General features: G+C 67.8%; 14 protein-coding genes. 12 read left to right on the top strand and 2 right to left on the bottom strand.

Annotated elements, in window-relative coordinates:
- The first annotated feature begins 316 nt into the window (after positions 1-316).
- The 5 genes from coxB to BMZ45_RS18560 all read left to right on the top strand — a co-directional run bounded on the left by coxB (position 317) and on the right by BMZ45_RS18560 (position 4,706).
- Entirely contained in the window at positions 317-1,246 is a 930-nt protein-coding gene (gene coxB / locus BMZ45_RS18575) for a cytochrome c oxidase subunit II (protein WP_091638011.1), read from the top strand.
- Positions 1,247-1,273: 27 nt separating this feature from the next.
- A complete protein-coding gene (gene ctaD, locus BMZ45_RS18570) occupies positions 1,274-2,893 on the top strand; it encodes a cytochrome c oxidase subunit I (RefSeq protein ID WP_091638010.1) in 1,620 nt (539 codons plus the stop codon).
- A 150-nt stretch (positions 2,894-3,043) separates the two neighbouring features.
- Positions 3,044-3,175 (top strand): hypothetical protein, encoded by a 132-nt coding sequence (locus BMZ45_RS22150; RefSeq protein ID WP_256374561.1) that lies wholly within the window; start codon positions 3,044-3,046, stop codon positions 3,173-3,175.
- Complete coding sequence (locus tag BMZ45_RS18565) at positions 3,172-3,771, top strand: cytochrome c oxidase assembly protein (protein ID WP_091638009.1); 600 nt, start codon at positions 3,172-3,174, stop codon at positions 3,769-3,771. The genes BMZ45_RS22150 and BMZ45_RS18565 overlap by 4 nt, the downstream gene beginning before the upstream one ends.
- A gap of 56 nt (positions 3,772-3,827) precedes the next feature.
- Positions 3,828-4,706, top strand: a complete 879-nt coding sequence (locus tag BMZ45_RS18560) for a cytochrome c oxidase subunit 3 (RefSeq protein ID WP_056181161.1) — start codon at positions 3,828-3,830, stop codon at positions 4,704-4,706.
- Between the two features lie 106 nt (positions 4,707-4,812).
- Here BMZ45_RS18560 and BMZ45_RS18555 read toward each other — a convergent pair whose 3' ends face one another.
- Positions 4,813-5,040, bottom strand: a complete 228-nt coding sequence (locus tag BMZ45_RS18555) for a twin transmembrane helix small protein (RefSeq protein ID WP_055901960.1) — start codon at positions 5,038-5,040, stop codon at positions 4,813-4,815.
- 66 nt (positions 5,041-5,106) lie between these two features.
- Here BMZ45_RS18555 and BMZ45_RS18550 point away from each other — a divergent pair, with 66 nt between their 5' ends.
- The 4 genes from BMZ45_RS18550 to cyoE all read left to right on the top strand — a co-directional run bounded on the left by BMZ45_RS18550 (position 5,107) and on the right by cyoE (position 8,540).
- A complete protein-coding gene (locus BMZ45_RS18550) occupies positions 5,107-5,832 on the top strand; it encodes an SURF1 family protein (protein ID WP_091638008.1) in 726 nt (241 codons plus the stop codon).
- The gene (locus BMZ45_RS18545) at positions 5,829-6,398 is read left to right on the top strand and encodes a hypothetical protein (RefSeq protein WP_091638007.1); all 570 of its coding nucleotides are present in this window, start codon (positions 5,829-5,831) and stop codon (positions 6,396-6,398) included. Before BMZ45_RS18550 ends, BMZ45_RS18545 begins: the two co-directional genes overlap by 4 nt.
- A 64-nt stretch (positions 6,399-6,462) precedes the next feature.
- Positions 6,463-7,611 (top strand): COX15/CtaA family protein, encoded by a 1,149-nt coding sequence (locus tag BMZ45_RS18540; RefSeq protein WP_091638006.1) that lies wholly within the window; start codon positions 6,463-6,465, stop codon positions 7,609-7,611.
- Positions 7,612-7,613: 2 nt separating this feature from the next.
- Complete coding sequence (gene cyoE / locus BMZ45_RS18535; RefSeq protein ID WP_091638005.1) at positions 7,614-8,540, top strand: heme o synthase; 927 nt, start codon at positions 7,614-7,616, stop codon at positions 8,538-8,540.
- Between the two features lie 10 nt (positions 8,541-8,550).
- On the opposite strand, the gene BMZ45_RS18530 is transcribed toward cyoE, so the two are convergent.
- Positions 8,551-9,441, bottom strand: a complete 891-nt coding sequence (locus tag BMZ45_RS18530; RefSeq protein WP_091638004.1) for a TolB family protein — start codon at positions 9,439-9,441, stop codon at positions 8,551-8,553.
- A 115-nt stretch (positions 9,442-9,556) separates the two neighbouring features.
- Here BMZ45_RS18530 and BMZ45_RS18525 point away from each other — a divergent pair, with 115 nt between their 5' ends.
- The 3 genes from BMZ45_RS18525 (at position 9,557) to BMZ45_RS18515 (ending at position 12,430) form a co-directional block, all read left to right on the top strand.
- A complete protein-coding gene (locus tag BMZ45_RS18525) occupies positions 9,557-10,003 on the top strand; it encodes a RidA family protein (RefSeq protein WP_217643237.1) in 447 nt (148 codons plus the stop codon).
- A 131-nt stretch (positions 10,004-10,134) separates the two neighbouring features.
- Positions 10,135-11,271 carry a dipeptidase gene (locus tag BMZ45_RS18520; RefSeq protein WP_091638003.1) on the top strand — a complete coding sequence of 379 codons (1,137 nt, stop codon included), beginning with the start codon at positions 10,135-10,137 and terminating at the stop codon, positions 11,269-11,271.
- A gap of 25 nt (positions 11,272-11,296) precedes the next feature.
- Positions 11,297-12,430, top strand: a complete 1,134-nt coding sequence (locus BMZ45_RS18515; RefSeq protein ID WP_091638002.1) for a dipeptidase — start codon at positions 11,297-11,299, stop codon at positions 12,428-12,430.
- The last annotated feature ends 119 nt before the right edge of the window (positions 12,431-12,549 follow it).

Below are 12,549 nucleotides of genomic sequence, written 5' to 3'. Positions count from 1 at the left end.
GGCGCGCCGTCGGACTCGCCCGATCGGGCGCTCGGCAGGGGCCGCACAGGCCCCCGCGACGGCCGCTCCGGCCCGTTCGTGCAAGGCCCGCAGCGCTTGCGTGAACGCCTCGCGGGTTGCCGCAGAGCGGGTCGGAGGCTACCATTTCGCGGATTATCCGTAGCGCCGTCACCGGCGTGATGGGCCCTGGACGGGGCTCGCCAGCCACCTCCTTCCGGACGGTTCCCCCGCGCCAGCGCCTGGCCGGGCCGGTGCCGGGAGGGGCAGCCCGCGGAGCAGACAACGCAACCTTCTACGATTTTCGGGGCTCGAACTGATGAAAGCCGGTCGTTTCAAGCAGTGGGCAGTGGGTGTCGCCGCGATGGCGGTGCCGGTCCTTGCATTTGCTCAGGCGGCCGATCCCAAGCCGTGGCAGTTGAACATGGGCCGCGGCGTCACCGCGCAGTCGGTCAACGCCTACGAGGCCCACATGCTGGCGCTGTGGATCTGCGTGGTGATCGGCGTGCTGGTGTTCGGCGCGATGGCCGTGGCGATGTTCAAGTTCCGCCATTCCAAGGGCGCGGTGGCGGATAAGGACTTCACCCACAGCACCAAGCTGGAAATCATCTGGACCGTGGTCCCGGTGGTGCTGCTGGTGGCGATGGCGTTCCCGGCCACCAGCAAGCTCATCAAGATGTACGACACCCGCGAGTCGGCCATGACCATCAAGGTCACCGGCTTCCAGTGGATGTGGAAGTACGACTACCTGGGCGAGAACGTCTCGTTCACCAGCCGCCTGGACCGCAAGAGCGACGCCCTGCGCCAGAGCAAGAAGACCGTCACCCAGGCCGACCACGAGCATTACCTGCTCGACGTCGACAATGTCCTGGTGCTGCCGACCGACACCAAGATCCGCTTCGTGATCACCGCCGACGACGTCATCCACGCGTGGTGGGTGCCGGCGCTGGGCTGGAAGCAGGACGCGATCCCGGGCATCGTCAACGAGGCCTGGACCGAGATCAAAGAGCCGGGCGTGTACCGCGGCCAGTGCGCCGAACTGTGCGGCAAGGACCACGGCTTCATGCCGATCGTCGTGCGCGCCGTGCCCAAGGCCGAGTACCAGCAGTGGCTCGCCGAGCAGAAGGCCAAGAACGCTCCGGCCGCGGCGCCCGCCGCTCCGGCTGCGCCGGCCGAAGCCGCTCCGGCGCCCGCGACGGCCGGCACTCCGAACTCCGACGCCACGACCGCTCCCGCGGTCGCCGGTTGATCGTCAAAGCATTCCTAGAGGTAGGCCATGGCAGCCACGCACCCCGTCGCCGATCATCACGATGATCATCACGCCCACCAGCAGGGCTTCATCGAGCGTTGGTTCTTCTCGACCAACCACAAAGACATCGGCACGCTGTACCTGATCTTCAGCTTCGTGATGTTCATCATCGGCGCAGGCATGTCGGTGATCATCCGCGCTGAGCTGGCCACGCCTGGCCTGCAGCTGGTGAAGCCCGAGTTCTTCAACCAGATGACCACCATGCACGCGCTGGTGATGATCTTCGGCGGCGTGATGCCGGCCTTCGTCGGCCTGGCCAACTGGATGATCCCGCTGCAGATCGGCGCGCCGGACATGGCGCTGCCGCGCATGAACAACTGGTCGTTCTGGATCCTGCCGTTCGCCTTCAGCCTGCTGCTGATGACGCTGTTCCTGCCGGGCGGCGCGCCGGCCGGCGGCTGGACCCTGTACCCGCCGCTGTCGCTGCAGGGCGGCAGCAACGTCGCCTTCACGATCTTCGCCATCCACATGATGGGCATCAGCTCGATCATGGGCGCGATCAACGTGATCGCGACCGTGCTCAACATGCGCGCGCCGGGCATCGACCTGCTGAAGATGCCGATCTTCTGCTGGACCTGGCTGATCACCGCGTTCCTGCTGATCGCGGTGATGCCGGTGCTCGCCGGCGCCGTGACCATGCTGCTGACCGACAAGTTCTTCGCCACCTCGTTCTTCAACGCGGCCGGCGGCGGCGACCCGGTGATGTTCCAGCACATCTTCTGGTTCTTCGGTCACCCCGAGGTCTACATCATGATCCTGCCGGCGTTCGGCGTGGTCTCGGAGATCATCCCGACCTTCAGCCGCAAGCCGCTGTTCGGCTACCAGGCGATGGTGTACGCGACCGCCTCGATCGCCTTCCTCTCGTTCATCGTGTGGGCCCACCACATGTTCACCGTCGGCATGCCGCTGGGTGGCGAGATCTACTTCATGTTCGCGACCATGCTGATCGCGGTGCCGACCGGCGTGAAGGTGTTCAACTGGGTCACCACCATGTGGCGCGGTTCGATCAGCTTCGAATCGCCGATGCTGTGGGCGATCGCGTTCGTGATCCTGTTCACCATCGGCGGCTTCTCGGGCCTGATGCTCGCGATCGTGCCGGCGGACTTCCAGTACCACGACACCTACTTCGTGGTCGCGCACTTCCACTACGTGCTGGTGACCGGCGCGCTGTTCTCGATCATCGCCGCGGTCTACTACTGGTGGCCGAAGTGGACCGGCCGCATGTACAACGAGACCGCCGCCAAGTTCCATTTCTGGTGGACGATCCTGTTCGTGAACCTGCTGTTCTTCCCGCAGCACTTCCTGGGCCTGGCCGGCATGCCGCGCCGCATCCCGGACTACAACGTGGTGTTCGCGGATTGGAACCTGATCAGCTCGATCGGCGCCTTCGGCATGTTCCTGACCCCGTTCATGATGCTGGGCATCCTGTGGCACTCGAAGAAGTACGGCGCCAAGGCCGAAGCGCGTTCGTGGGACAGCGCCAAGGGCCTGGAGTGGACCGTGCCGAGCCCGGCGCCGCACCACACCTTCAGCACGCCGCCGGTGATTCGCGATGGCGACCTGGCGCACGGCGACATCACTCACTGAGGCTTACGCCGCAGTAAGAAGCTCGGAGGACATTGCTTCGGATTGATACGGATTGCATCCCACAACCCCGCTTACTCCGCTGCGCGGAGCAGGCCGCCCCCTTAACTTAAGGGGGCTCCAAGGGCTGGCGATTCGGAGCATAGGAAACGTATGAACAAGACGCCTGACAACCCGGATATCGCAGCGCGCCGCAAGAGCGCGCGGCGTACCGCATTGTGGGCGGCGGGCATCGCGGTGACGGTGTACGTGTTGTTCATCCTCAGCGGCGTGATGGCGCAATGAGCGCCGGCGGCGACGAGCGCGGCAAGAAGAACACCGCCGGCCTGGTGAAGCTGGTGCTGGTGGCCTTGGCCGCGTTCGCCTTCACCTTCACCCTGGTGCCGCTGTACCGCATCGCCTGCGAAAAGGTGTTCGGCATCCGCCTGGAACGCACCGCCGCCGAAGACGTGGGCCAGGCCCAGGCCCAGGGCGCGCGCACCGTCACCGTGCAGTTCGACGGCGGCGTCAATTCCAAGCTGCCGTGGTCGTTCCATCCCAACCAGGTCACCATGCAGGTGCGCCCGGGCGAACAGTACGAAACCACCTACTACGCGCACAACGACAGCGACCGCACCATCGTCGGCAGCGCCGTGCCCTCGGTCGCGCCCGCGCGCGCCTCGGGCTATTTCAGCAAGACCGAATGCTTCTGCTTCACCGCGCAGACCCTGGCGGCGGGCGAGAAGCGCGACATGCCGGTGCGTTTCATCGTCGACCCCAATCTGCCGGCCGACGTAAAGACGATCACGCTGTCGTATACCTTCTTCAAGAACGATGTGCTCACTGCGCGACAGCAGGGCTCGACGGCCAAGACGCCGGCGTCGCCGCTGTCGGCGCCGTGATCCCGGTTCCGCCGCGCACGCCCCTTCATCAGTACCGAACCTAACGGAACGCCGCCATGGCCCAAGCACACACGCCAGACGCCAACACCTACTTCGTGCCGCACAGCAGCCGCTGGCCGTTCCTCGGTTCGATCGCCCTGTTCACCACGATGATCGGCATCGCCAGCTGGCTCAACGAAGTCAGCTGGGGCAAGCCCACCTTCTTCGTCGGTCTGGCCCTGATGTGCGGCGTGCTGTTCGGCTGGTTCGGCGACGTGATCCGCGAATCGGTGCGCGGCCACTACAACCGTCAGGTCGATATCTCGTTCCGCATGGGGATGATGTGGTTCATCTTCTCCGAAGTGATGTTCTTCGCGGCCTTCTTCGGCGCGCTGTTCTACGCCCGCCAGTTCGCGTTGCCGTGGCTCAGCGGCGTCGGCGACGGCGTGATGACCAACAGCCTGCTGTGGAGCGGTTACGCCGCCGGTTGGCCGACCAACGGCCCGGGCGCCGTCGGCGGCGTGTTCGAGACCATCCCGGCTTGGGGCCTGCCGCTGCTCAACACCATGATCCTGCTGACCTCGGGCATCACCGTGACCATCGCGCACCACGCGCTGAAGGCCGGTCACCGCAAGCAGCTGCTGGTGTTCCTGGGCCTGACCGTGGCCCTGGGCTGCCTGTTCCTGTTCTACCAGGCCGAGGAATACATCCACGCCTACAAGGAGCTGAACCTGACCCTGGGTTCGGGCATCTACGGTTCGACCTTCTTCATGCTCACCGGCTTCCACGGCGCGCACGTGACGCTGGGCACCCTGATGCTGGCGATCATCTGGTTCCGCTGCCTGAAGGGCCATTTCGACAAGGACAACCACTTCGCGTTCGAGGCGGTGGCCTGGTACTGGCACTTCGTCGACGTGGTCTGGCTGGGCCTGTTCCTGTTCGTCTACGTGCTGTAAGCGCGCACGACCCTTTAGCGCATCGGGCCGGCATTGCCGGCCCGTTTGCGTCTTGGGAACCTGGGATTTCGCAGCGGCCGTTTCGCCACGGCCGCGCGGCCGGGGCTCAGTTCGGGTTGGATCCGATGCCGTGCGGCTGGATCCAGCCCATCTTGATCGACAGGATGATGATCAGGATCAACGCGACGGACAGCGCGATGCGGCGGGTCAGCGCGTTCACCGTGCGCTTGCTCTGCCCCTTGTCCACGAGCATGTAATAGAGGCCGGCGCCCAGGTTCCAGAGGATGAGGATCAGGAACGCAATGATCAGCAGGGTCTTGAGCGAGTCGTTCATGGCGGCCTCCGGCGGCGCGCGCGATACCGCGAAAGCCGGATTATCGCAGTCCGGCCGGAGGATGTCGTGAGCCGTCGGCGCAACCTGATCGTGGGCTGGACGCTGGCGCTGCTGACCATCGCGGTGTTCGCCAACCTGGGCCTGTGGCAGTCGCGGCGCGCGGTCGAAAAGCAGGCCATGCTCGACGCCTCGGCGCGGGTGCTGGGCGAACGCCGGCCGGTTTCGTTGGCGCTGGCCGCCGATCCCTCGCGCCGCCGCGACTACGACTGGGCCGCCGGCCGCGGCGCGTTCGACGCGCGCGGCGCCCTGCTGCTGGACAACCAGCAGCGCAACGGCCGCGCCGGCGTGCGGGTCTATCGCGTGTTCGTGCCCGAGCAGGGCGCGGGCGTGCCGCTGCTGGTCGACCTGGGCTGGCTGGCGTTGGACGGTCAGCGCCGCTTCCCGCGCATTCCGCGGCCGGAGGGCTCGATGGAGCTGCGCGGCTTGCTCGCGCCGCCGCCCTCGACCGGCATCGCGCTGGGTCCCGCGCTCGGCCAGGAAGGCGAGGGCTGGCTGCTGACCCGCGTCGATACCGATGCGATCGGCCCCGGCATCGGCCTGTCGGTACCGCTGTCGCCGCGCGTGCTGCGTCTGGATCCGGCGCTGAAGCTGGGTTACGAGCGCGATCTGGAACTGCTCGCCAACACCCTGCCGCCCGAACAACACCGCGGCTACGCGCTGCAGTGGTTCGCGCTGGCCGCGGCGGTGCTGGCCACCGCCTTGATACTTACTTTCCGGAAGTCCCGCCGATGAACCTTCCTTCCAACGACGCTACGCGCAAGCGCAATCGGGTGATGCTGCTGGCGATCTTCGCGCTGTTCTTCGGCAGCATGCTGGTCGCCGGCGCGCTGCGCTTCTCGGGCTGGCGCCCGCAGGGCATGAAGAACCACGGCGAGTTGCTGCAGCCACCGGCGGATCTGCGCCAGGTCATGCCGCGACTGGCCGACGGCAAAGCCTACGAGTGGCGTCCGGCCGAACGCCTGTGGCGCATCGCGCTGGCGCCGCCGGCCGATTGCAGCGCCGAATGCGTGAAGCTGGCGCGCGAGCTCGACACCGTCTGGCAGCTGTTCGGCAAGGACGCGGACCAGGTGCACGTGCTGTGGATCGGCCAGCCGCCGGCGGGCGCGCCGCATCCGGCCGCACTGCGCATCGTGCAGCCCACGCCGCAGCTGCGCGCCGGCCTGCCGCGCCTGGACGATCCGAAGGGCGTGCCGGTCTACGTGATCGATCCGAACGGCTTCGTGATTCTGCGCTACGCTCCCGGCTTCGATCCGGCCGACCTGCGCGAAGACCTGTCCCGACTGCTGAAACTGATGTGACCCGGCCGCGGGTCGCCGCAGCGCCCGCGTCCTGTCGCCACCGAGTCAACCGCAAGAGTTCCGCATGAACGTGACGTTCAAACCGACCTGGTACCGCAACTTCCACCGCATCGCCTGGCTGGCGGTCGCGCTCGCGCTGTGCGTGATCGTGTTCGGCGCGTTCGTGCGCCTGTCCAACGCCGGCCTCAGCTGCCCGGATTGGCCGACCTGCTACGGCCGCGCCGCGTGGCCGACGGCCGCGCACGAGGCCAGCGATCACGTCGCCACCGCGATCCGCCCGGTGGAGGTGCACAAGGCCTGGCGCGAACAGTTCCACCGCATGATCGCCGGCCTGCTCGGCGTGCTGACCCTGACCCTGGCGCTGCTGGCCGCGCGCCGGCGCCGTTACGGCGTGGCTCAGGTGATCGTGGCCGCCGTGTTGGTCGCGGTCTCGATCCCGCTGTACATGAAGGGCCAGCACGTAGCCGCGTCGGTGCTGGCCGCATTGGGCGAAGCGATCCTGCTGATCGCCGCGCTGCGCTGGAACAACAGCGACTTGTCGCGCGTGGCCGCGCTGACCCTGGCGGTGATCGTGTTCCAAGCCCTGCTGGGCATGTGGACCGTGACCTGGCTGCTCAAGCCCATCGTGGTCATGGGCCATCTGCTCGGCGGCTTGCTGACTTTCTCGCTGCTGCTGTGGATGGCCTGGCGCGCGACCGATCTGCCGATCCGTCTGGCCGAGGCGGTCACGGTGCGCAAGCTGGTGATCCTGGGCATCGTCCTGCTCGGCGTGCAGATCGCGCTGGGAGGCTGGACCAGCGCCAACTACGCCGCGCTGGCTTGCGGCAACGATTTCCCGACCTGCGTCGGCCAGTGGTGGCCCAAGCACGATGTGCGCGAGGCCTTCGTGCTGTGGCGCGGCATCGGCGTGGACTACGAAGGCGGCATCCTCGACGGCGAGGCGCGCATCGCGATCCAGCTCGCCCACCGCGCGATGGCGATGGTGGTGTTCGTGTACCTGCTGGGTCTGGCGGTGAAGCTGCTGCGCACGCCGGGCATGCTCGGCTGGGGCACGCTGCTCGCGCTGCTGACCCTGGCCCAGGTCGGCCTGGGCATCGCCAACGTCAAGCTCGGCCTGCCGCTGACGGTGGCCGTGCTGCACAACGCCGGCGCGGTGCTGCTGCTGTTCGTGCTGGTGTCCCTGCTGGCGCGCCTGCGCGCGCCGGAGCACTGAGCATGGCCGCCGCCCACGCCAGCCTGCGCCAGTACTGGTCGTTGACCAAGCCGCGCGTGGTCGCGCTGATCGTCTTCACCGCCCTGGTCGGGATGCTGCTCGCCGTCGACGGCGTGCCCACCGGCGCGGAGACCTTGCGCGGGCTGCTCGGCTTCCTCGGCATCTGGTTGGCCGCGTCCAGCGCGGCGGCGATCAACCAGTTGCTGGACTCGCGCATCGACGCCAAGATGGCGCGCACCTCGTGGCGTCCCATCGTCGCCGGCCAGATCACCCCGAGCCAGGCGCTGGTGTTCGCGCTGATCCTGGCGGCGCTGTCGATGGCGATCCTGATCCTGTGGGTGAACACGCTGACGGCGGTGCTCACCTTCGCTTCGCTGATCGGTTACGCGGTGATCTACACCGTCTTCCTCAAGCGCGCGACCCCGCAGAACATCGTGATCGGCGGCATCGCCGGCGCGGCGCCGCCGGCGCTGGGCTGGGCCTCGATCACCGGCACCCTCGACCCGCACGCATTGCTGCTGGTGCTGATCATCTTCGTGTGGACGCCGCCGCACTTCTGGGCGCTGGCGATCTTCCGCCGCGAGGACTACGCGCGCGCGATGGTGCCGATGCTGCCGGTCACCCACGGCGTGCAGTACACGCGCTGGCAGATCCTGTTCTACACCGTGCTGCTGGTGGCGGTGACCGTGCTGCCCTGGGCCACCGGCATGAGCGGCCTGTTCTATCTGGGCGGCGCGCTGGTGCTGGGCGCGGTGTTCCTGGGCTATGCCTGGAAACTGATGGACCCGCCGGACGAGCTGTACGCGATGAAGGTGTTCAACTATTCCATCGTCTATCTGATGGCGCTGTTCGCGTTCCTGCTGGTCGATCACTGGCTGCTGCCGCTGATGCAGCCGACGCCGCTGTTCGAGCTGCAGCCGGTGGTTTGAGGCCCAGCCTTCAGCCGCCGCAGCGTGGCGGCCAGTTCGTATCCACCGCTGGCTGCAGGTCGACCAGGAACAGTTCGCCGGAATCGCGCTCGTTGGCGGCCTGGCCGAACAAAACCCGATCGCCTTTCGGCGACAGCAGCGGGCCGACTTGGAACACGTCCTCGCGCGCGGGCACGCGTCCGCGCGCGACCCAGCCTTTGCCCGCGCGCGCGAACCGGTACAGGTGCGAACGTCCATCGCCGCGCTGCCCGACCAGGATCAGTTGGTTCCCGTCGCGCGATACCTCGACTTCGTACTCCTGCTCGGCGGTGCTGATCGGCGGACCGACCAGCCCCACGTCCCAGCCGCCGTCCTTGCGCAGCCGGCCCTCGTAGATATCGGTCAGGCCCGGCCCGCCGGGTCGCGAGGAGCCGAAGTACAGGCGTCCGCCCGCGGTCTCGCGCGGCAGCAGTTCCGATTCGGGCGAGTTCACCGGCGCCGGCAGGCGTTGCGGCGCCGACCATGCGCCGCTGGCGTCGCGCCGCACCATCCAGATATCCAAGTCGTCGGCGTTCGCACCCTGGCGCGAGGACACGTAGTACAGGCGCTGGCCGTCGTGGCTGACAAAGGGGTCGGCCTCCTGCGCGTCCGGCGGGCCGGCGAAGGGCGGCGGCAGCGGCGCGCTCCAGCCACCGGGCTCGCAGCGCGACATCAGCAGACGGTAGCGGCCGAAGGCGCGGTCGCTGCGCATGAAGTAGAGCTCGCGGCCGTCGGGTGTGAACGTGGGCGAGGATTCGTACTGGTCGCTGGCGATCGCAGCAGGCGTCCACGGCCGCGCCTGCGGCCGGGGTTCGCCGGCATGGCAGGGCAGCGCGAGCAGAGCAGGCAGGCACCAGTCCAGGCGCGGGAATCGTCGTCGCATCGCGGCATGCTCGGGCGGTTCGGCTGCGCCCCGGTGATTCCAGGCTAGCGCGCCTCTACCGGTAAAACAAGTTTTAACGGTTATGATCGCGGCCTATCCGGAACGAGGGCGGACGATGGACAGGAGGGGCTTCTGCGCGATCGGGCTGGCGCTGCCGTTGACGGCGATGCCGGCTGCAGAGAGCAAAACGGGGCGGCGCAGCTACGCCGTCGCCGACGGCACCTACGCCCAGGCCGCGGAGATACGCGAGCCGCGGCGGCTGCTGTTCGTGAGCGGGCAGGTGCCGGCCGACGCCGAGGGCGAGGTGCCGGCGGGATTCCGCGATCAATGCGCGCTGGCCTGGCGCAACGTCGGCGCCCAGCTCGAGGCCGCGGGCATGGCCTACGAACACCTGGTCAAGGTCACGGTCTATTTGGCCAGGCGCGAGGATCGCGAGGTCGCGCGCGAGGTGCGTCAGCAGGTGCTGGGCCGTCTAGCGCATCCGCCTGCCTTGACCGTGGTCGTGGTGGAAATCTACGACGGTGCCTGGCTGCTGGAGATCGAGGCGACCGCGGCGGCGTGATCGGCGGTCGCGCCAGGGCCGGCGGCCGTCTCGGCGTGGTTCCGTCTCCCGAGCGGACGATGCGTTGAATCGGTCAATCGCGAAGGCGCGGACTGGGCTAGAGTCTGCGCGACGCACCACGGAGGGCAGGCATGATCGATCGACGCACGTTCATCGGCGCCGCGGGACTGGCCGCATTGGCCGCCGCCAGCAATCCCGTATTCGCCGCCGCGGCCGCGCCGCCGCGCTGGAAACCGTATCGCGACACCCTCGCGATCGACGCGCTCGGCGGCACCGAGCTGTTCTACATAAAGGCCGACGACCCGGGCGTGCCCCAGGCCGTGCAGGCGCTGCGCGAGTGCGGCCTGAGCGGGATCATGGCCAGCGTCGCGCCGCAGGGCCGCTTCTGGTACACCGACCAGGCTTACGCCGAAACCAAACAGCGCGTCGAGGACTGGAAGGCGGTGATCGCGCGCCATCCCGACGTGATGATGCTGGTGCGCGATGCCGCCGATCTCAAGTGCGCCCAGCGCGAGCGCCGGGTCGGCATCATCTTCACCTTCCAGGGCACCGAGCCGCTGGGCGAGGACGTCGACCGTATCGCGCAGTTCCGCGAGCAGGGCCTGCGCGTGCTGCAACTCACCCACAACCGCCGCAACCTGGTCGGCGACGGCTGCATGGAGCCGGGCAACGCCGGGCTGAGCAATTTCGGCCATCAGGTGGTCGAGCGGCTCAACGCCGAAAAGATCGTGGTCGATCTGGCCCACGGCGCGCCGCGCACCATCCGCGAAGGCATCCTCGCTTCGAAGGTGCCGGTGCTGATCGGGCATACCGGTTGCCGGGCCTTGTCCGATGTGCCGCGCATGGTCTACGACGCCGAGCTCAAGCTGCTGGCCGACCGCGGCGGCGTCGCCGGCATCATGTTCTGGCCCTACCTGCGCGCGCAGGGCCAGCAGACCTCGGCCGACATCATCCGTCACATCGAGCACGCGCTGAAGGTCTGCGGCGAGGACCACGTCGGCATCGGCACCGATCTCAACCTGACCGCGGTGGACATCACGCCCGAGTACGTGAAAGACAACACCGAGATGATCAAGGGCATGATCGGCGACGGCATCTTCGAGAAAGGACGCGATCCCAACCTGTTCCTGTTCGCGCCCGACCTCAATACCGCCGACCGTTTCGAGACCCTGGCCGGCATGCTGTCGGCACGCGGGCATTCCGATGCGCGCATCGCCAAGATCCTGGGCGGCAATTTCGCGCGGGTGATGACCGAAGTCTGGGGCTGACCCATCCACCAATGGAGAGCATTGCATGGCAAGTAGACGCGAGTTCCTGATCGGCGCCAGCGCATTGGCGCTGGCGAGTTGGGCCAAGGGCGCGCATGCGCTGACGCCGCCGGCCCCGCCGCCGACCTGGGCGCCCTACGCCAAGACCTTCGCGCTGGACGCCTGCGGCACGATCGGACGCCAGGACCATCAGCCCGACGCCATGCTCAGCGCCGCGGAACTGGCCGACCTGCGCGAATCCGGCCTCAGCGCCTTGCAGATCACGGTGGCGCCGGTCGGTCACTACCTCAACGCCTTCGAGGAGACGATGGGGCAGATCGCGTTCTGGGACGCGGAGCTGGCCGCGCACCCCGAGCAGCTGCTGTCGGTACGCGACGGCGCCGACCTGCAGCGCGCGCGCGACGAGAACAAGACCGGCCTGATCTACAACTTCCAGGACACCACGCCGTTCGGCGAGGACCTGGACCGCGTCGGCGTGTTCCATCAGCTCGGCGTGCGCTCGGTGCAGCTGACCTACAACCTGCGCAACCTGGTCGGCGACGGCTGTCTGGAACCGGCCAACGCGGGTCTGAGCAAGTTCGGCCGCCAGCTCATCGAGGCGCTCAATCAGAAGAAGATGGTGGTCGACCTTGCCCATAGCGGCCAGCGCACCGCGCTGGAAGCGATCGCGGCTTCGAAGTCGCCGGCGGTCATCAGCCACACCGGCTGCGCCGCGCTGGCCGCGCTGCCGCGCAACAAGACCGACGCAGAACTGCGCGCGGTCGCCGAGCGCGGCGGCGTGGTCGGAATCTACCTGATGCCGTTCCTGCGCACCCAGGGCCAGCCGATGGCGGCCGATCTGATCGCGCATCTGGAGCACGCGGTGAACGTGTGCGGCGAGGACCATGTCGGCATCGGCACCGACGGCACCGTGTCGGCGACCCAGCTGACCGCCGAGTACAAGGCCGAGCACCGCAAGTTCATCGCCGAGCGCCGCGCCAAGGGCATCTCGGCGCCGGGCGAGGCCGACGATGTCTACCTGATCCTGCCCGACCTCAACCATCCGCGTCGCTTCGAAACCCTGGGCGCGATGCTGTCGGCGCGCGGTCACTCGGACGCGCGCATCGGCAAGATCCTGGGCGGCAACTTCAAGCGGGTGATGAGCGACGTCTGGGGTTGAGCCCTGGGCCAGTGCCGACGGCGTCGACACGATCGAGAGCGTCGACGTAGGGTGTGGTGAGCGCTAGCGAACCGCACCGCCGCGCGAGGACGAGGCATGGCGATGATGCGGCTGTCACC

Source organism: Lysobacter sp. cf310, assembly GCF_900114355.1.
In the GTDB taxonomy this organism is placed as follows: domain Bacteria; phylum Pseudomonadota; class Gammaproteobacteria; order Xanthomonadales; family Xanthomonadaceae; genus Lysobacter.
Note: the sequence above shows the minus strand (reverse complement) of the source record. Positions and strands in the feature narration are given on the sequence as shown.